The sequence below is a fragment of the Azospira restricta genome (genome assembly GCF_016858125.1).
Classification (GTDB): domain Bacteria; phylum Pseudomonadota; class Gammaproteobacteria; order Burkholderiales; family Rhodocyclaceae; genus Proximibacter; species Proximibacter restrictus.
The window spans coordinates 3,214,455-3,233,533 of the sequence record NZ_CP064781.1; the positions used below are offsets into that span (position 1 = coordinate 3,214,455).

Below are 19,079 nucleotides of genomic sequence, written 5' to 3' on the forward strand. Positions count from 1 at the left end.
CTAGGGTGAATCGTCCCGGCTTTAGTAGACTGGGCCGCCCAGCCCGGGCAGCCGAACGCCCGGCCCTCAGGAATGCCGACCTGGAACCGCCGACCAAGGAGCCCTCGTGAACCTGCGCTTCGTCGAAGCCTTCGTCTGGGTGGCGCGCATGAAGAGCATCACGCGCGCCGCCGAAAAGCTGTGCCTGACGCAGTCCGCCGTCTCCAGCCGGATCACCGCGCTCGAGGAGGAAGTGGGCACGCCGCTGCTCGACCGCCGCGACCGCGTCTTCCGGCTGACCAACGCCGGCACCCGCTTCCTCGACTACGCCGAGCGCTTCCTCGCGCTGCAGCGCGACGTCAAGCGCGAGTTCGGCGTGCCCGAGGCGCTGCCGCTGTCGCTGCGCATCGGCGGCATCGAGACCGCGCTGCACACCTTCCTGATCGACGTCGTGCGGCACCTGAAGGCGCGCAACCCGCAGATCGAGTTCGAACTGACCGTCGAAATGACACCGCTGCTCAACGAGCAGATCCGCCGCGGCGGGCTGGACCTGGTGTTCTCGGCGATGCCGGCGACCGGCAACGGCGTCTTCAGCGAGGCGCTGCCGGTGATGGAGATGGCCTTCGTCGGCCCGGCCGACGCCGCACCGGCGGGTCCGCTGTCGGTCGACGACCTGGTCGCGCACGACATCCTCACCTTCCAGCGCGGCTCGCAGCCGCACGTGGCGCTGATGGACGCGCTGCGCAACGCCGGCGTCGGCCACAAGCACGTGCAGACCATCTCGTCGATCTCGGCGCTGGTCAAACTGGTCGAGAGCGGCTTCGGCCTGGCGACGCTGCCGCGCGCCGCCGCCGAGCAGCTCGCCGCGCAGCACCGCATCGCGGTGCTCGACTGCGAACTGCCGCTGGCGCCGCTGCCGATCTTCGCCAGCTTCTGGAGCTACCCGGCGGCGCCGGCGCTGGAGGCGGCGATCGCCGACGCAATCGTCTACGCCCGCGGCCGGCTGGGCTGAAGCGCCGGCACCAAACAAAACGCCCCGCGGCGGGCGGGGCGTTTCCGTGGCGGCGGAGCGCTCCGGCTTACTTGCCGGCCGACAGCGCCAGCATCAGGTCGTTGATGCGCTTCACAAACCCGGCCGGGTCCTCCAGCGTGCCGCCCTCGGCCAGCGTCGCCTGCTCGAGCAGCAGGTTGGCCCAGTCGGAGAAGCGCGTCTCCTCGTACTTCAGCCGCTGCACGGCGAGGTGGTTCGGGTTGATCTCGAGGATCGGCTTCGAGCCCGGCATCTTCTGGCCGGCGGCCTTCAGGATGCGCGCCAGGTTGCCGCCGAGGTCGTGCTCGTCGGCGACGATGCACGACGGCGAATCGGTCAGGCGGTGCGTGACGCGCACGTCCTTGACCTTGTCGCCGAGCTCGGCCCTGATCTTCCCGACCAGTTCCTTGTACTCGTCGGCGGCCTTCTCGGCCTCCTTCTTCTCGGCTTCGTCTTCCAGCGTGCCGAGGTCGAGGCCGCCCTTGGCCACCGACTGCAGCTGCTTGCCGTCGAACTCGGTCAGGCTGCCGACCACCCATTCGTCGACACGCTCGGAGAGCAGAAGCACCTCGATGCCCTTCTTGCGGAAGATTTCGAGGTGCGGGCTGTTCTTCGCCGCGGTGAAGGTCTCGGCGGTGACGTAGTAGATCTTGTCCTGGCCGTCCTTCATGCGGCTGACGTAGTCGGCCAGCGACACCGTCTCGTCCGCCGTGTCGTTCTTCGTCGAGGCGAAGCGCAGCAGCTTGGCGATGCGCTCCTTGTTGGCGTGGTCCTCGCCGACGCCTTCCTTCAGCACGCGGCCGAATTCCTTCCAGAAGGTGGCGAACTTCTCGGCGTCGTTCTCGGCCAGGTCCTCGATCATGCCGAGCACCTTCTTCACGCAGCCGCCCTTGATCGTGTCGATGTCCTTGCTCTGCTGCAGGATCTCGCGCGAGACGTTGAGCGGCAGGTCGGCCGAATCGACGATGCCGCGCACGAAGCGCAGGTACAGCGGCATCAGCTGCTCGGCGTCGTCCATGATGAAGACGCGCTTGACGTACAGCTTGACGCCGTGGCGGGCGCCGCGCTCGAAGAGGTCGAACGGCGCGCGCGACGGGATGTAGAGGAGCTGCGTGTATTCCTGCTTGCCCTCGACGCGGGCGTGCGTCCACGCCAGCGGGTCCTCGAAGTCGTGCGCGACGTGCTTGTAGAACTCCTTGTACTGCTCTTCGCTGATTTCCGACTTCGGCCGCGCCCACAGCGCGCTCGCCTGGTTGACCGTCTCGTCCTCGTCGGTCTTGACCTGCTCGCCGTCCTTCCATTCTTCCTTCTGCATCAGGATCGGCAGCGTGATGTGGTCGGAGTACTTCTTCAGGATGCTCTTCAGCTTCCAGCCGCCGAGGAATTCGTCCTCGCCGTCGCGCAGGTGCAGGATGACGTCGGTGCCGCGACCTTCCTTCTCGACCATCTCGATCGAGAAGTCGCCCTCGCCGGCCGACTCCCAGCGGATCGCCTGGTCCTTGTTCTGGCCGGCGCGGCGCGAGATCACGGTGACCTTGTCGGCGACGATGAACGACGAGTAGAAACCGACGCCGAACTGGCCGATCAGGTGCGCATCCTTGGCCTGGTCACCGGTCAGCGACGAGAAGAATTCGCGCGTGCCGGACTTGGCGATGGTGCCGAGGTGGGCCACGGCTTCCTCGCGGGAGAGGCCGATGCCGTTGTCGGAGATGGTGATCGTGCGCGCGTCCTTGTCGTAGGCGACGCGGATCTTCAGCTCGGAATCGCTCTCGAACAGGCCCGGGTTGTCGAGCGCCTCGAAGCGCAGCTTGTCGCAGGCATCCGACGCGTTCGAGATCAGTTCCCGGAGGAAGATTTCCTTGTTCGAGTACAGCGAATGGATCATCAAGTGCAGCAGCTGCTTCACCTCGGCCTGGAAGCCGAGGGTTTCCTTGGTCGCGCCCATGCAAAAAACTCCGTTGTGGTTCAATGACCTGCGGAAGATGGGGACGATGCAGCGGATTTCAAGGCCCTGCCGGCGGCAGCCTCAGCGGCGCCAGAAGCTCGGCGTGAACAGGACGAACACCGACAGCACCTCGAGGCGCCCGATCAGCATCGCCGCCGAGCAGACCCAGGTCTGGAAGTCGGTCAGCGCCTGGTAGTTCTGCGCCGGCCCGACGACGTTCAAGCCCGGGCCCATGTTGTTGATGCAGGCGATGATCGCGGTGAACGCCGAGATGTAGTCGAGTCCGCTGGCCATCAGGAAGAAGGACAGTTCGATCACCGTGAATACGTAGAGGAAGATGAAACCGAGCACGGCCCCCGAGACGCCGGGCGGGATCGCCATCCGGCCGACGCGGATGACCGTCACCAGGCTCGGATGGATCAGCCGCTTCAGCTCGAGCTGGGCCTGCTGCGCCAGGATCAGCGCGCGCACCATCTTGATGCCGCCGCCGGTCGAACCGGAACTGACGGTGACGCAGGACAGGAAAAGCATCCACATCGGAACGAAGATCGGCCATTTGTCGAAATCCTGGCTGGCATAGCCGCAGTCGGTGGCGATCGACACCAGGTTGAAGGCGACGTGGCGCAGGCTGCTCGAGAAGTCCGGATAGGTACCCTGCCCGGCGAGGTAGACGGCGCAGATCAGGATGCTGCTGGCGAGCAGCACGGCCACCGCGCGCGCCTCGGCATCCCGGGCATAGGCAGCCAGCGAGCGCTCGCGGAAGGCGAGAAAGTGGGTGGCGAAGTTGAGCGCGGCGAGCACCATGAAGACGATCAGCACCGCCTCGATCAGCGGCGAGTCGAACTGGCCGACGCTCGCGTCGTAGGTCGAGAAGCCGCCCAGCGACAGCGCCGAGAAGGCGTGGCAGACGGCGTCCAGCCAGTCCATTCCGGCCGCCTTGAGGCTGAGGATGCAGGCCAGCGTCAGCGCGGCATAGACCAGCCACAACGCCTTCGCGGTGCCGGCGATGCGCGGCGTCAGCTTGGAATCCTTCATCGGCCCCGGCGTCTCGGCGCGGTACAGCTGCATGCCGCCGACGCCGAGCAGCGGCAGGATGGCGACGGCAAGGACGATGATGCCCATGCCGCCCAGCCAGTTCAGCTCATGACGCCAGAGATTGACCGCCGGCGGCAGGCGCTCCAGCCCGGTGAGCACGGTGGCGCCGGTAGTGGTCAGCCCGGACATGGTCTCGAAGAAGGCGTCGGTGAAACTCAGCCCGTCGATCACCAGCAGCAGCGGCACGGTGGCGATCGCCGCCATCAGCACCCAGGCCAGCGTCACCAGCAAAAAGCCGTCGCGCGGCTTCAGCTCCCGCTTGTGGCGCGAGGTGAGGACCGTCATCAGCGCACCGAAGCAGAACGACACCGCCATCGCATCGACGAAGTCGATCCAGGTGCCGTCGTCGGCAAGCAGCGAGGCGGCGATCGGCATCAAGTAGGTGACGCTGAAGAACATCAGCATCAGGCCGAGGACGTGGAGGACGGGCAGCAGACGGAAGAGCATCAGAGGAACCCCGCGGCAACCTGGAACAGGCGTTCGACTTCCTTGACCTGCCGCTTGTGCGTACAGAAGACGATCACCCGGTCGCCGGACTCGATCACCGTATCGTGGTGCGGAATGATCACCCGCTCGGGATAGGCCTCGCGCAGCACACCGACCTGCGGCATCAACACCCCCAGCTCGGCGCGGCGGACGATGGCGGCGATGCGTGCGCCGCCGATCTTCGGCAACTGATCGATGCGCCGGCCGACAGCCTGCGAGGTCTGCGCATCGCCATGCGCGATCAGCTCCAGCGCCTCGGCGGCGCCTCGGCGCAGGCGGTGCACGCGGGCGACATCGCCGCGACGGACGTGGGTGAGCAGCGTGCCGATCGATACCTGCGCCGGCGACAAAGCGATGTCGATCGGGCCGCCCTGCACCATGTCGGCGTAGGCGCGTCGGTTGATCAGCGCCAGCACGCGCCGGCAGCCGAGCCGCTTGGCCAGCGACGCGGCCATGATGTTGTCTTCGTCGTCGTTGGTCAGCGCGAGGAATACGTCGGTTTCGTCGATGTTCTCCTGCGTCAGCAGGTTCTCGTCGGTGGCGTCGCCGGAGAGTACCAGTGTGCGCGAGAGCTGCATCGCGATCGCCGCCGCCCGCCCCCGATTGCGCTCGATGAGCTTGACCGAGTAGTCACGCTCCAGGCGCTCGGCGACGCGCGCACCGATGTTGCCGCCGCCGGCGATCAGCACGCGCCGCGCCGGCGCCGGCGCCTTGCGCAGTTCGAGCAGCACGCGACGGATCTGCCCGCTGGCCGCAAGCAGGAAAACCTCGTCGCCGGGAGCGACGACGGTATTGCCATCCGGCTCGATCTGCCGGTGGTTGCGGAAGATCGCGGCGATGCGTGCATCGACGCCGGCGGGCAGATGCTCGCGCAGCGTGCGGATCGGCTTGCCGGCGAGCAGGCCGTCGGCGCCGGCGCGCAGGCCGACCAGCACCACGCGCCCGCCGGCGAACTCGACCACCTGCAGCGCCTCGGGAAACTCGATCATCTTCGCGATGTAGTCGGTGACCTCCTGCTCCGGGCAGATCGCGTGGTCGACAGCGAAGTTGTCGTTGGCGAGGATGGCCGGATCGAGGTAGTCGGCGCTGCGGAGGCGCGCGATCCGCGTCGGCACCCGGAACAGGCTGCGGGCGATCTTGCAGGCGACGAGGTTGGTCTGGTCGGACTGGGTGACGGCGACCAGCAGGTCGGCGTCGTCGATGCCCGCCTCGCGCAGCACCGACGGATGCGAGGCGTTACCGGCGACGGTGCGGATATCCAGGCGCTCGGCGAGGAGCGCCAGCGCCTGCGCATCCTGGTCGACGACGGTGATGTCGTTGGCTTCGGAAGCGAGCGCCTCGGCGAGGCTGGTGCCGACCTGACCGGCACCGAGGATCAGGATACGCATGCTGGCTGGGATCTCCGGATTCAGGGCTGGAAGCGGTAACCGACGCCGGTTTCGGTGAGCAGGTAGCGGGGCCGGGTCGGATCGTCCTCCAGCTTCTGCCGCAGGCGGCGGACGTAGATGCGCACGTAGTGCTCCTGCTCGGCGTGGCCGCCGCCCCACACCTCGCGCATCAATACGCGATTGGTCATCACCTTGCCAGCGTTGGCGAGCAGCGTCGCCAGCAGGCGGAACTCGATCTGCGTCAAGTGCACTTCGGCTCCGTCGCGGCGCACCAGGTGGCGGGCGAGGTCGACCTCGATGCCACCGAAACGGTGCACCGGCGTCGATTCGCTACTCTGCGCGAGGCGACGCAGCAACACGCGCATGCGCGCGAGCAGCTCGCCGATGCCGAAGGGCTTGGTCAGGTAGTCGTCGGCGCCGGCATCGAGCGCCTCGATCTTGTCCTGCTCGGCCGAGCGCGCCGAGAGGATCAGGATCGGCAGCGACGACCAGCGGCGCAGCTCGCGGATGAAGTCGACGCCGTTCATGTCCGGCAGACCGAGGTCGAGGATCACCAGCGTCGCCCCGCCGCCGGCGACGGCGTCCAGTCCGGCCCGGCCGCTGCCGGCCTCGACCGGAACGCCGCCCTCCTTGCGCACCGCGTCGCAGACGAAGCGGCGGATCTGCGGCTCGTCCTCAACCACGACGACGCGCACCGCCCCCTCCTTCACGACCACTCCCCATCGACCGCCGGCGGCGTCTCCTGCGGCAGCGTGAAGCGGACGCAGGCCTTGCCCTGGCGATTCTCGGCGACGATGCTGCCGCCGTGCGCGCCGACGATGGCGCGGCAGAGCGCCAGCCCGATGCCGGTGCCGGGCACCGCCGCTTCCTGCTCGCCACGCACGAACAGCTCGAACAGCTGCTCCATCCGGCCGGCGGGGAAGCCGCTGCCCTCGTTGCACACGCCCACTTCCAGACGGCCGTCGTCGACCGCCGCGGCGATCTCGATGACGGCGCCGTCGTCCGAATACTTGGCGGCATTCTCCAGCAGGTTGCAGAAGACGCGCTCGATCAGCACCGCGTCGAAGCTGACCAGCGGCAAGTCGGCCGGCAGGTCGATCAGCAGGCGGCGGCGGGCGAGCAGTTCGCCGAGCAGGCGCGTGCTCGACCCGATGACCTCGTCGAGCGGCTGCCACTGGCGGTTGAGCACCACCCGCCCGGACTGCAGTCGGGCCATTTCGAGCAGGTTGGAGACCATGCGATGCATCGAATAGGCCTGCCCGCGGATGATCTCGGCGGTCTCGCGGACCTCCGCGGGAAGGCCGGTGCGGGTATCCGCGACCGAGTCGGCGAGGCCGACCAGCGTCGTCAGCGGCGTGCGCAGGTCGTGCGAGATCGACGACAGGATCGACGAGCGCAGCTTCTCGGTCTGCGCATCGAGTTCGCTCTGCTGCGCGATGTCGGCGAAATGGATGCGTTCGATGGCGATGCCGACCAGCGAGGCGACCGCGCCGAGCAGCGGGCGCTTCGCCCGCAGCCGGGCGGGCGAAGCCGGTGCCGTTGCAACGAGGACGCCGCGCACGCGTGTGGTGCCGGCGAACGGCAGGAATAGCGCCGACGGCTCGCTGGCGCCGAGCGCCACCGATTCGACCGCCGCGTTCTCCCGGTAGGCCGCCCGTGCCTGCGCGGTCTCATACTCGTCCGGAAGATAGCCGCCATGGTGGCGCAACGCATCCGGCGCCGCCAGCGATTCGGAGACGAGCAGGCCGCCGTGCATGCCGAGGTTGGCGAGGAAACGATCGAGCACTTCCGCAACCTGCGCATAGCTCAGCGTCGCGCCGAGATCACGCGCCAGATCGTAAAGCACGCGCGTTTCCTGCGCGCTCGCTTCCGCCGCCTCGCTACGCTCGCCGAGCTGCGCCGCCAGGTGCGACGTGATCAGCCCGACCGCCAGCATCACGCCAAAGGTGACCAGGTACTGCGCATCGGCGACGGTGAACGAAATGTAGGGCGGGACGAAGAAGAAATCGAAGAGGGCGACGCTGAGCAGCGCGGTCAGCACCGCCGGCCCGCGGCCGAGGCGGACGGCGACGACGAACACCGCGAGCAGGTAGATCATCACGATGTTCGCCTTGTCCAGCTGGCCGCGCAGCGGGAAGGCGACGAGCGTGGTCAGCGCGCAGAGAGCCGGCGCGATTGCATAAGCGACCCAGGTACGACGGTAGGACACGTGCCAACTCTTCGGAGACGGAATCCGCGGAGTGTCCTACAGGCCGTGTAAAAAAGGTGTAAACACCGCGCCGGCGAAGCGCTCAGCCGGCGTCGATGGCCTTGTACTCGACGGCGACGATGTCGATCTCGCGGATGCCGGCCGGGCTCTGGAAGCGCACCGAGTCGCCCTCCTTGGCCTTGATCAGCGCGCGCGCCAACGGCGACACCCAGCTGATGTGGCCGCGGCCGAGGTCGGTCTCGTCGACGCCGACGATGGTGTAGGTGTTCTCGGCGCCGTCCTCGTCGCAGATGGTGACGGTGGCACCGAAGAAGACCTGGTCGCGGTTCGGCTGGCGCAGCGGGTCGACCACCTCGGCAATGTCCAGCCGCTTGGTCAGGAAGCGGATGCGGCGGTCGATCTCGCGCAGCCGGCGCTTGCCGTAGATGTAGTCGCCGTTCTCCGAGCGGTCGCCGTTCGACGCCGCCCAGGCGACGACCTCGACCACGTGCGGGCGCTCGACGCGCAGCAGGTGGTCGAGTTCGGCCTTGAGCCGCGCGTGCCCGCCGGGCGAGATGTAGTTCTTCGCCCCCTGCGGCAGCTGCAGGCCGGCCGGGACCTCGTCCTCGTCGTCGTGGTCGGTTTCGCGGGTAAAAGCCTTGCTCATCGTGCGTGCCGTCGGCGGAAAGGCGCAAATGATAACGGAGGCCGGCGCCGCCTGTCAGGGCGTACCCCAAGAGTACTTCCTCGCAATGTGCGGGGCACATCGCTCAGGGCGCACCCCGAGAGTACTTCCTCGCGATGCGCGAGGCACATCGCTCAGGGCGTACCCCAAGAGCACTTCCTCGCGATGCGCGAGGCACATCGCTCAGGGCGCACCCCGAGAGTACTTCCTCGCAATGTGCGGGGCACATCGCTCAGGGCGCGAGCAGGTTGCGCGCGGCCAGGCCCTGGCGCGCGAAGTGTTCGAGCAGCTCGCGCTGGTGCGTGAAGTCGCGCGTCTCGATCTGCAGGATGATCTCGGTCATCCCCACCGGCACGTGCAGCTCGCCGCGCCGGTGCTCGACGTGGCGCACGTTCATGCCGTGTTCGGCGACCAGCCCGAGCAGCGTGGCCAGCCGGCCCGGACTGTCCGGCGTCAGCACGGCGACGCTCATCAGGCGGCCGCTGGAGGCCAGCCCGTAGTCGATCGAGCGGCCGACCAGCGTCATATCGGCGTTGCCGCCGCTGATCACGATCACCGTCGGCGCCTCCGGCGGCAGCGGGATCAGCCCGCGCATCAGCGCCGCCAGGCCGACCACGCCGGCGCCCTCGCCGATCGTCCGCGTGCGTTCGAGCAGCGTCACCATCGCCTCGGCGATGGCATTGTCGTCGACGGTGACGATCGCATCGACGTGGCGCGCCACCACCTGCCGCGTCAGCAGCCCCGGCAGCTTGACCTTGATGCCGTCGGCGATGGTGTGCGCGTCCGGGGGGATCGCGTCGATGCCGCCGTCGGCGAGGAAGTGGCGCCACGGCGCGACCGCATCGGCCTGGACGCCGACGACGCGGATGTCCGGCCGCTGCAGCTTGGCCGCCAGCGCGATGCCGGAAATCAGCCCGCCGCCGCCGAGCGGGACGACGATCTGCGCGGCCGACGGCAGCGCCTCCAGGATCTCCAGGCCGACGCCGGCTTGGCCGGCGACGATCTCCCAGTCGTCGTAGGGATGGATGAACGCGAGCCCGCGCTCGCGCGCCAGCCGGTCGGTCTCGACGCGCGCCTCCTCGAGATTGCTGCCGAAGAGCACGACCTCGGCACCCAGGCTCTTGCACGACTCGATCTTGGTCAGCGGCGCGTTCGCCGGCATCACCACCGTCGCCGGCAGCCCGGCGACCATCGCCGCGCGCGCCACCCCCTGCGCGTGGTTGCCGGCGGACACCGCGATCACGCCGTTCGCCGCCTGCCCGCTGCGCAGCAGGCAGCCGATCTTGTGGCTGGCGCCGCGCAGCTTGAACGAGCCGGTGCGCTGCAGGTTCTCCAGCTTGATGTGGATCGGCGCGCCGAACTCGCGCGACAGCGGATCGTTGGCCCACAGCGGCGTCTGCAGCACGGCGTCGGCGATGCGCGCACGGGCATCGTGCAGCGCGGCGAGGTCAGGCGCAATTCCGGCATCCATCGTGTTCTCCCAGGGCGAGGTTTTTTTGCATTCTCCGCCAGAAAGCGCGGAAAACGAACCCGGTCCCGGCGACGCGCCGCGGCTCCCCGTCGCTGCCGCAGTAGGCCGCCCGGCAACCGGACGGCGCACGCGGCAGCTTGACGCTGCGGCCGGCGGATGCCGATACTGAAGCCATCAAGCATAAAAAAAAACGGCTCCGCCGAAGGAATCACGCCGCGCATGAACGCATCGCCCACCCCACAGACGCTGCACTTCGAACGGCTCGCGAACGTCGTCGCGCTGCCGATCGGCCGCTGGGACGCGCAAGCGCGGCTCGTCTTCTGCAACACGCCCTATCTGGCCTGGGCGGGACGCAGCCAGGAGGAACTGCTCGGCCGCACGCTCGCCGAACTCTATGGCGATGACGCCTGGGCAGTCGCCCGTCCGGCCTTCGAACGCGCCTTCGGCGGCGAAATCTCCGGCTACGAACGGCTGCTGACGCACCCGCCGCACCCGCAACGCTGGGCGCGCATCCAGGTCTTCCCCGATGTCGCCCCGGACGGCCGGGTGGCCTCCGTGTTCACCATCGCCACCGACATCCACGAGGACATCGTCGAGCGCAACGCGCTGGTCGCCGCCCGCAAGCGGCTCGACCGCTTCACCGACAACATCCCGCTGCCGCTCGTCTACCTCGATACCGGCTGCCGGCTGCGCTTCGTGAACAAGGCGTGGTGCCGGCTGGTCGACATCGCCGCCGGCGACGCGCTCGGGCGCCACGTCAGCGAAGTGCGCGGCGAGGTGAGCTGGCGCGAGCAGCAGCCGTACTACGAACGCGCGCTGGCCGGCCAGCCGGCCGAGTTCTCGCGGCTGGTCCATGGCGTCGTCGACGGCCCGCGCTGGATGCGCACGAGCTACTTCCCCGATTTCGACGACGAAGGAAAGGTCATCGGCGTCTACACCGTCACCACCGACGTGCACGAGCTGACCACCACGCAGGAACAGCTGCGTCGCAGCGCCGAGCGGGACGCCCTCACCGACGCGCTGAGCCGGCACACGATGATGTCGTTCATCGAATGCTCGATCGCCGATCCGAACCAGGAATTCGCGCTGTTCTTCATCGACCTCGACGGCTTCAAGTCGGTCAACGACGAAAAGGGGCATCGCGCCGGCGACCGGCTGCTTGCCGAAATCGCCACGGCACTGCGCGGCGCGGTGCGCACCGAAGATGCGGTCGGCCGCTTCGGCGGCGACGAATTCCTCGTCCTCGCGCGAGTGAAGGGACAGGCCGGCGCACAGGCCCTGGCCGAACACCTGTGCGCCTCGGTCGAAGGCGCCGCGCAAGCCTCGGGCAGTGCGGTCAGCGCCAGCATCGGCTATGCGCTCGCCCCCAGCGACGCCCGCGACCCGCTCGAGCTGCTCCACTACGCCGACGCGGCGATGTACGCCGCCAAGCGCAGCGGCAAGAACCGTGCGATGTCCTGGCGCCAGTCCCAGCTGAATCAGGGGTAGTGCGAGAAAACCCAGGCGCAGGAACGGCAAGCCGCAGACGCTCGAAACGCGGTGCCTAGGCGGCCTCCGGCGCCATGTAGACCAGTTCCCAGAGATGCCCGTCGAGATCCTCGAAACCGTGCCCGTACATGAAGCCGAGGTCCTTCGCCGACTGCGGCGCCCGGCCGCCGGCAGCCAGCGCCTTGGCCACCAGCGCATCGACCTCGGCGCGGCTCGCGCAGGAGAGGCAGACCAGCACCTCGGTCGCCCGCCGCGCGTCGCACAGCGCCTTCGGCGTGAAGGTCTGGAAGAAAGGTTCGACCAGCAGCATGACGAAGATGTCGTCGGCGACGACCATGCAGGTCGCGTTCTCGTCGGTGTATTGCGGATCGAACCCGAAGCCGAGATGCGTGAAGAAATCGACCGCGCGGCCGAGGTCGCGGACCGGCAGGTTGACGAAGATCTGTCTGGCCATGGCTGCTCCGGTTTTTTTGTTTCTGGAGAAGCTACGACAGCTGGGGGGCGGGAAGGTGCCTTATGCCAGCTCCGAGTACATCGCGGTCTTCTACAACCGGAAGCGGCAGCATTCGACACTCGGCTATAGAGCGCCGGTTCGGTTCCAGGAGAGCTGGATCAGCGAGCGGCATCAGGAAAAACTGGTAGCATGAAATTCATGCCTTTGGCAGACGAAGACGAAAAACCGAGGGAACCTCGATCGTTCATGCGGAAGACGAGCAAGGATTTGCATGCATCAGACTAGTTCCCAGTGGTTATTTGCAGGCACTATCTTCGCTAGCGCCTTCTCGTTGTTTTTGGTGCAGCCCCTGGTTGCCAAGCAGATCCTTCCCTGGTTTGGGGGAACGGCTGCCGTTTGGGCGATCTGTATGGTGTTTTTCCAGATGACGCTCCTTGCCGGCTACGCATATTCCGATGCTCTGGCCAACCGCCTTACACCGCGATTGCAACTCGCCCTTCACGCCGCCCTGCTCGTTGCCAGTTTGCTGTTTGTGCCCATCATTGCGAGCCCCAGCTGGAAGCCGACAGGGACGGAAGAGCCAACGTTGCTGATTATCGGACTATTGATCGCCACAATCGGTCTGCCCTATTTCCTTCTCTCGACCACGGGCCCCCTGGTCCAGTCCTGGGTGGCACGTGTGGACATCGGAAGCCACGTTTACCGCCTTTTTTCATTATCGAACGTGGCATCACTGGTGGCCCTGATCAGCTATCCCTTCTTGATAGAAACACAAGCCTCCTTGCAGCAGCAGGCGTACGGATGGTCGACGCTCTATGCTGCCTTCGTCGTGCTCTGTATCGCCTCGGGTAGCTATTTCGTGAGGCACGCCCATGCCCTGCCAAAATCGACGCACCAGCAATGCCATATACCGGAAGGTGATTGGGAACCGGTTTGGCGGGATTACCTGTTGTGGCTGGCTCCTGCAGCCATGGCTTCATGGTTGCTCGTGGCCATTACCAACCACATTACGCAGAATGTCGCAGCCATCCCTTTTCTCTGGATTCTCCCCCTGACGCTCTACCTGCTGACATTTGCGCTTTGTTTCGAGAGTGACTACTGGTACCGCCGGAAAATTTTCGTTCCAACCGGCGGAATATTGCTAGGGGTGAGTGCCTATGGCTTGCAGGACAGCGATATCGGCATCAACGTCAAGGTCGCCATTCCGCTTTACGCAGCCTGCCTGTTCGTCCTTTGCATGTTTCTACATGGCGAACTGGCACGCCTGCGCCCGAACATCCGTTACTTGACGCGCTATTACCTGATGCTTTCCGTGGGCGGCGCATTGGGTGGCACTCTCGTCGGGCTTGTCGCTCCCAAGGTATTCCCCGCCTACTATGAACTTGGACTCGGCTTTACCATCACCGCGATATTGGCAGTGGTGATGTTTCGTCGAAATCCTTTCGTTATGCCATTGGCGGTATTTCTATCCTTGTGGTGTGCTTTCTTCCTGTATGAGCAGGCGAAGGATGATCTTTCCTCTGCTCGCCGCCTGCAGCGCAACTTTTACGGGACGCTCTATACGGTCGATTCACGGGATGACGAACTGAACGACACGGTTCGCGAGCTGTATCACGGCTCGATCAAGCATGGCCAACAATATCTTTCGGAGGAACGCCGAAGAGAACCGACCGCCTATTACGGGCGCACATCCGGGGTTGGCATGGCGATCAATGCCACCCGACGGCCAGGGCAGAAAGTCGGAATGATCGGCTTGGGAGCCGGAACGCTTGCGGTGTATGGGCAGGAAGGCGATAGCTACCGAATGTATGAGATCAACCCTGACGTGATCGAATTCGCCCGGTCAGAATTCACCTTCCTGTCCGATAGCAAGGCGGCAGTCGACACGGTACTCGGCGATGCAAGGCTGTCGATGGAAAGGGAAAGTCCGCAAATGTTCGATGTGCTTGCGGTAGATGCTTTCTCTGGCGATTCGGTGCCTGTCCATCTTCTCACCATCGAATCGATGGGCGTTTACCTGCGCCACATGAGGCAGGACGGCATGATTGCCTTCCACGTCACCAACCGATTCTTGAACCTGCCGCCAGCGGTGGAGTCCATTGCCAGGGCACACGGTTTGCATGTTGCCCATATACGGGATGAAAACGACAGTCCGCTGTTGAGGAATACCGACTGGGTATTGGTCGCCAAAGATCCTGCGGTTCTTGCCAAGGGCGGAATTCAACACCGAGCGAAACCAATTCAGCCCATTCCGGGGCTGAAACCCTGGACCGATGATTTCAACAACTTGTTCGCCATCTTGAAGTAACCAATCGCCCACTACCGGGAATTGCACACCCCGCCGGCGGGAACCGGTATCAACTGTCCACATTCAAGGTGGCAAAGAGGCGGAAAAGGCAGCCTCCCTACGGGCAACGCCACAATCGACCGGCGGCAAGCTGCCGAACGGTGCGGTCAGCCGCGCTGGCCCGCGAGCCGGCGCAGGAAGGCGCGGCGCGGCGGCACCGAAGGGTCGGGGGATGGGGCTGGCGGCAGAACGTCGGAGGATGCCGCAGGCATGGCCGATGGCGGCGCTTCAACCGACGCGGCCGCCGGCGTAAACAGCGTCTCCAGCGCATCCATCGCCATCCGCAGCGCCACGTCCTGCGACTGGAGCGCGGTCACCGGCGCCAGCAGCGGGCAGTGGAGCGCGGCCGGGATTTCGGCGCCGAGGTCGTAGTCGGCGATGAATTCGAGTTCGCCGACCGGGAACGGCAGCTTCACCCGCTCGCCGGCACCGAGGTCCTGCCACAATTCGCCGCCGCCGGGCAGCACGCAGAGGTTCACGAACCACGGCGTGATCACGGCGCCGACCCAGTCGCCGCGGTGGCGGCGGAAGCCGGCGATGTCGACCTCCAGCGCGCGGTTGACGAAGTCGAGGTCGCGCATCGTCGTTTCCCAGATGCGCCGGTACATGGCGAGGACCTGCGGCGCCGGGTTGTCGGCGTGCGGGATCGCCGGCGCGGCCGGGCGCTCGGCGCGGTAGAGCGGCTTGCGGATGCGTTCGTCGACCATGCGCTCAGTGCCGCGTGAGGTCGGGGAAGTGACGGCCCGGGTCGTAGTCGCCGTGCAGCGATTCGTCGAGGGCGGCGAGCGCGTCCTCGATCAGCAGGCGGTTCTCCTCGTCGACCGTTTCCTTGGCCAGCCCGAGCGAGGCGAGGATCCAGGTACCGACCGGCTGCGCGCCGATCAGCATCATGTTCACGCGTTCGCGCCGCAGGCTGTCGCCCTCGCCGCGCTCGACCCAGGCGAAGTCGCCGTCCGGGTCGTCCCACTCGACGACGCGCATCGGGATCGACAGGCACATCAGGCTTTCTCCACGACCTTGACGCCGACCCGGGCGAGCTCCTCGACGACCAGCGCCAGCACCTCGGGGATCGTCGCTGCCACTTCCGGCGTCAGCTCGATGCCGGTGTCGAGGTCCTTCGGCTGGATGCCGATCAGCGCCAGCCGCTGCGGGAAGCGCTCGCGCAGCGTCAGCGCCGCGAGCACGTCGGAGATGCCGATCTGGTGCGGCGAGATCTTGGTGCGGAAGAAGGCCGGCACCTCGTCGTCGATGCGGCGGATGACGGTCGCCGGCGGCTGGCCGACGCGCACGCAGTCGACGATCACCAGCTGGTCGAGGTCTTCCAGCGATTCGAGCAGCTCCATGCCGGCGGTGCCGCCGTCGATCACGTTCACCTCGGGCGGCAGCCGGTAGCGCTGCTGCAGCGCCTCGACGGCGCGGACGCCGATGGCTTCGTCGGTCAGCAGCGTGTTGCCGACTCCCAGCACGACGACTTTCATATCACTCCAAAAAAAGCGGCGCGAGACAGCGGATAGTCTCGCGCCGAACGGGGTAGACAACCTTGCGCCAGGTCAAGAACCCGCTCAGGCGCACTCCAAGAGTACTTGTTCGCGAAGGCTTTCGCCTTCGCTCAGGCGGCCTTCACCTTGACGATCTCGGTGTGCTCCTCGTCGATCACGTGGATCGCGCAGGCGATGCACGGATCGAACGAATGCACGGTGCGCAGCACCTCCAGCGGCTTCTCCGGGTCGGCGATCGGGTTGCCGACCAGGCAGGCCTCGTAGGCGCCGGGCGCGTCCTTCTCGTTCCTCGGCGCGGCGTTCCAGGTCGAGGGCACGACGCACTGATAGTTCTTGATCTTGCCGTCCTGGATCACCACCCAGTGCGACAGCACGCCGCGCGGCGCCTCGTGGAAGCCGACGCCCATCTGCTCGCCCTTGGGGAAGACCGGCTTGTTGAAGGTCTTCAGGTCGCCCTTGCCCATGTTGGCGAGCAGCAGGTCCCACTGCTTGACCAGCTCGTCCTGGACCACCGCGCAGCGCACCGCGCGCGCGGCATGGCGGCCGATCGTCGAGTGCAGCGCGTCGATGCCGACCTTGGTCTTGGCGATGTTCGAGACGAGGTCGAGCGCCGCCGTCGCGTACTTCTTCGTCGGCTCGTGGCCGGCGGCGAACATCGTCAGCACGTTGGCCAGCGGGCCGACCTGCATCGGCTTGCCATAGAAGGACGGCGACTTCAGCCAGGAGTACTTGCCGTCGTCCTGGAAGTCGGTGTACTTCGGCGTCGTCTCGCCCTTGTACGGGTGCAGCGACTTGTCGTTGCCGGACGAGTAGTCGTACCACGAGTGCTTGACCGCCTCGGAAACGCCGTCGGCGAAGTACTTGTCGTCGAAGGTCTTGATCGCCTTGAAGGTCGACACGTCGCCGTTGGCGATGTGGCCGCCGGGCATCGCGAACTGCGTGCCCTTGCCGTCGAGCGGCACGTCCGGCACCGACAGGTAGTCGACGATGCCGCGGCCGTGCGTCGTCCAGTCGGCGTAGAAGGCGCCGATCGCGGCGACGTCGACCAGATAGACGTTCTTCACGAAGTCATCGAGCTTGTCGATCCATTCCTTGACCGCGAGCAGGCGTTCGACCGTCAGCACCGACTGCGAATCGAGCGCCAGCGGGTTGGCGACGCCGCCGACGGCGACGTTCTGGATGTGCGGCGACTTCGAGCCGAGCACGGTGACGATCTTGTTCGCGTAGCGCTGCACTTCCAGCGCCTGCAGGTAATGCACGACGGCGAGCAGGTTCACTTCCGGCGGCAGCTTCATCGCCGGGTGGCCCCAATAGCCGTTGGTGAAGATGCCGAGCTGGCCGCTGGCGACGAAGCCCTTGATCTTGTCCTGCACCTTCTTGAATTCCTGCACGCTGTTGCCGCTCCACGACGAGAGGCTCTGCGCCAGGCTGGCCGCCTTCGCCGGGTCGGCCTTGGTGGCGCTGACCACGTCCACCCAGTCGAGCGCCGACAGGTGGTAGAAGTGCACGATGTGGTCGTGGATCGCGTGCGCCAGCATGATCAGGTTGCGGATGTACTGCGCGTTGACCGGGATCTCGAGCTTCAGCGCGTTCTCGACCGCGCGCACCGAGGCGATCGCATGCACCGTCGTGCACACGCCGCAGATGCGCTGCGTGATCGCCCACGCGTCGCGCGGATCGCGGCCGATCAGGATGTTCTCGACGCCGCGCCACATCTGGCCGGACGACCAGGCCTTCTTGACCTTGCCGCCGTCGACCTCGACGTCGACGCGCAGGTGGCCCTCGATGCGGGTGACCGGATCAATCGTGACTCGCTTGGACATTGTTATAACCTCCGAAAAACCTTAGTGGGCGACCTGCGTCTCTTCGCGCGGCAGGACCGGGAAGCGGCGGGTGATGATGATGTAGGCGAGGACCTCGATCGCGAACATGCCGATCGTGACCATCAGCTCGGGCACCGACGGGAAGTAGGTCCAGCCGGGGTCGACGCCGGTGCCGGTGTCGTAGCCGATGAGGAAGGCGTTGAAGCGGAGCATGACGCCGGCGAACATGATGGCGACGCCGGCGAGGAACAATTTGGCCGGATTGCGCCGCGCCGACGCGGAACCGATGATCGCGAACGGCGCCAGGAAGGCGATCGTCTCGACCCAGAAGGCGAGCGCCGTGAGCTTCGGCTGGAAGGCCAGCGGCAGCGCGCCGCGCACCAGCAGGTCGCCGAAGCGGACGACGAGGTAGACCGCGAGCACGCCGAGCATGATCTTCGCCAGCGGTTCGAGCAGGTGCATCTCGATCTTGCGCCGGTAGCCCGAGGCGGCGAGGCAGGACTCGAAGAGCACCACGCCGTAGCCAAGGATGATCGCGGTGAGCAGGAAGTGCAGCGGGATCAGCTTGGTCTGCCACAGCGGGTTGATCTGCACGCCCATGACCACGATCATCGTGCCCAGCGAGGACTGGTGCATCATCGGCAGCACGGTGCCGAGCGCGACGAGGAAGAAGAGCACCTTGTTCAGCTTGCGCTTCGCCTCCTTCATCCCCCACTTCTCGAAGAAGGTCGGCGCGAACTCCAGCCACATGACGACGATGTACGCCGAGATGCACACCGCGACCTCGAACATCACCGAGTTCGGGTTGGCGTAGCCGGGCGTGAAGATGTGCCAGAAATTCCACCAGCGGCCGAGGTCGAAGATGACGCCGATACCGGCCAGCGAGTACCCGAACAGGCTGGCCAGCAGCGCCGGCCGCACCAGCGGGTGGTATTCGCCCTTGTTGAAGATGTAGACCAGCATCGCCACCGAGAAGCCGCCGCAGGCGAAGGCGGAGCCGATGACGACGTCGACGACGATCCAGAGGCCCCATGGATAGCCGTCGTTGAGGTTGGTGACGGCGCCCAGCCCGAAGAGGAAGCGGACGACGAGGATCGCGACCAGGATCGCGATCAGCACGCCGCAGACCAGCGTCACGCCGTTGAACAGCTTGCCGCCGACCGGCGCCGGCGCATGATGCTGCGGATGATTCCCGGCCATC

General features: G+C 66.4%; 16 protein-coding genes. 3 read left to right on the forward strand and 13 right to left on the reverse strand.

The features are described from left to right. The first annotated feature begins 106 nt into the window (after positions 1-106). Positions 107-991, forward strand: a complete 885-nt coding sequence (locus IWH25_RS15370) for a LysR family transcriptional regulator (protein WP_203386640.1) — start codon at positions 107-109, stop codon at positions 989-991. 67 nt (positions 992-1,058) lie between these two features. Here the strand turns inward: IWH25_RS15370 and htpG are convergent, their stop codons facing one another. The 7 genes from htpG to ilvA all read right to left on the reverse strand — a co-directional run bounded on the left by htpG (position 1,059) and on the right by ilvA (position 10,267). Beyond that, positions 1,059-2,954, reverse strand: coding sequence for a molecular chaperone HtpG (htpG, locus tag IWH25_RS15375; protein WP_203386641.1), 1,896 nt, complete (start codon positions 2,952-2,954; stop codon positions 1,059-1,061). 81 nt (positions 2,955-3,035) lie between these two features. Next, a complete protein-coding gene (locus IWH25_RS15380) occupies positions 3,036-4,496 on the reverse strand; it encodes a TrkH family potassium uptake protein (protein WP_203386642.1) in 1,461 nt (486 codons plus the stop codon). Further along, positions 4,496-5,923: a Trk system potassium transporter TrkA gene (gene trkA, locus IWH25_RS15385; protein ID WP_203386643.1), complete on the reverse strand. Its 1,428-nt coding sequence runs from the start codon at positions 5,921-5,923 to the stop codon at positions 4,496-4,498. The genes IWH25_RS15380 and trkA overlap by 1 nt, the downstream gene beginning before the upstream one ends. A 20-nt stretch (positions 5,924-5,943) precedes the next feature. Next, positions 5,944-6,618, reverse strand: coding sequence for a response regulator (locus IWH25_RS15390; RefSeq protein ID WP_238998924.1), 675 nt, complete (start codon positions 6,616-6,618; stop codon positions 5,944-5,946). 11 nt (positions 6,619-6,629) lie between these two features. Next, entirely contained in the window at positions 6,630-8,132 is a 1,503-nt protein-coding gene (locus IWH25_RS15395) for a DUF4118 domain-containing protein (RefSeq protein WP_203386645.1), read from the reverse strand. Positions 8,133-8,214: 82 nt separating this feature from the next. After that, positions 8,215-8,778 (reverse strand): transcription elongation factor GreB, encoded by a 564-nt coding sequence (gene greB / locus IWH25_RS15400; protein ID WP_203386646.1) that lies wholly within the window; start codon positions 8,776-8,778, stop codon positions 8,215-8,217. 250 nt (positions 8,779-9,028) lie between these two features. Continuing rightward, positions 9,029-10,267, reverse strand: coding sequence for a threonine ammonia-lyase (gene ilvA, locus IWH25_RS15405; protein ID WP_203386647.1), 1,239 nt, complete (start codon positions 10,265-10,267; stop codon positions 9,029-9,031). A gap of 219 nt (positions 10,268-10,486) precedes the next feature. Here ilvA and IWH25_RS15410 point away from each other — a divergent pair, with 219 nt between their 5' ends. After that, a complete protein-coding gene (locus IWH25_RS15410; protein WP_203386648.1) occupies positions 10,487-11,755 on the forward strand; it encodes a diguanylate cyclase domain-containing protein in 1,269 nt (422 codons plus the stop codon). A 55-nt stretch (positions 11,756-11,810) separates the two neighbouring features. Here the strand turns inward: IWH25_RS15410 and IWH25_RS15415 are convergent, their stop codons facing one another. After that, the gene (locus tag IWH25_RS15415; RefSeq protein ID WP_203386649.1) at positions 11,811-12,209 is read right to left on the reverse strand and encodes a VOC family protein; all 399 of its coding nucleotides are present in this window, start codon (positions 12,207-12,209) and stop codon (positions 11,811-11,813) included. A 271-nt stretch (positions 12,210-12,480) separates the two neighbouring features. Between IWH25_RS15415 and IWH25_RS15420 the strand changes: the two genes are divergently transcribed. Further along, on the forward strand, positions 12,481-14,517 hold the full coding sequence (locus IWH25_RS15420) for a fused MFS/spermidine synthase (RefSeq protein WP_203386650.1): 2,037 nt from the start codon (positions 12,481-12,483) through the stop codon (positions 14,515-14,517). Positions 14,518-14,663: 146 nt separating this feature from the next. Here the strand turns inward: IWH25_RS15420 and hybE are convergent, their stop codons facing one another. The 5 genes from hybE to hybB all read right to left on the reverse strand — a co-directional run bounded on the left by hybE (position 14,664) and on the right by hybB (position 19,078). Then, positions 14,664-15,263 (reverse strand): [NiFe]-hydrogenase assembly chaperone HybE, encoded by a 600-nt coding sequence (hybE, locus tag IWH25_RS15425; RefSeq protein WP_203386651.1) that lies wholly within the window; start codon positions 15,261-15,263, stop codon positions 14,664-14,666. Positions 15,264-15,267: 4 nt separating this feature from the next. Further along, positions 15,268-15,555 (reverse strand): HypC/HybG/HupF family hydrogenase formation chaperone, encoded by a 288-nt coding sequence (locus IWH25_RS15430; RefSeq protein WP_203386652.1) that lies wholly within the window; start codon positions 15,553-15,555, stop codon positions 15,268-15,270. Next, positions 15,555-16,034 (reverse strand): HyaD/HybD family hydrogenase maturation endopeptidase, encoded by a 480-nt coding sequence (locus tag IWH25_RS15435; protein WP_203386653.1) that lies wholly within the window; start codon positions 16,032-16,034, stop codon positions 15,555-15,557. Before IWH25_RS15435 ends, IWH25_RS15430 begins: the two co-directional genes overlap by 1 nt. Before the next feature lie 131 nt (positions 16,035-16,165). After that, entirely contained in the window at positions 16,166-17,878 is a 1,713-nt protein-coding gene (locus IWH25_RS15440; RefSeq protein ID WP_203386654.1) for a nickel-dependent hydrogenase large subunit, read from the reverse strand. A 21-nt stretch (positions 17,879-17,899) separates the two neighbouring features. Then, positions 17,900-19,078 (reverse strand): Ni/Fe-hydrogenase cytochrome b subunit, encoded by a 1,179-nt coding sequence (gene hybB / locus IWH25_RS15445; protein ID WP_203386655.1) that lies wholly within the window; start codon positions 19,076-19,078, stop codon positions 17,900-17,902. Position 19,079 lies beyond the last annotated feature (1 nt).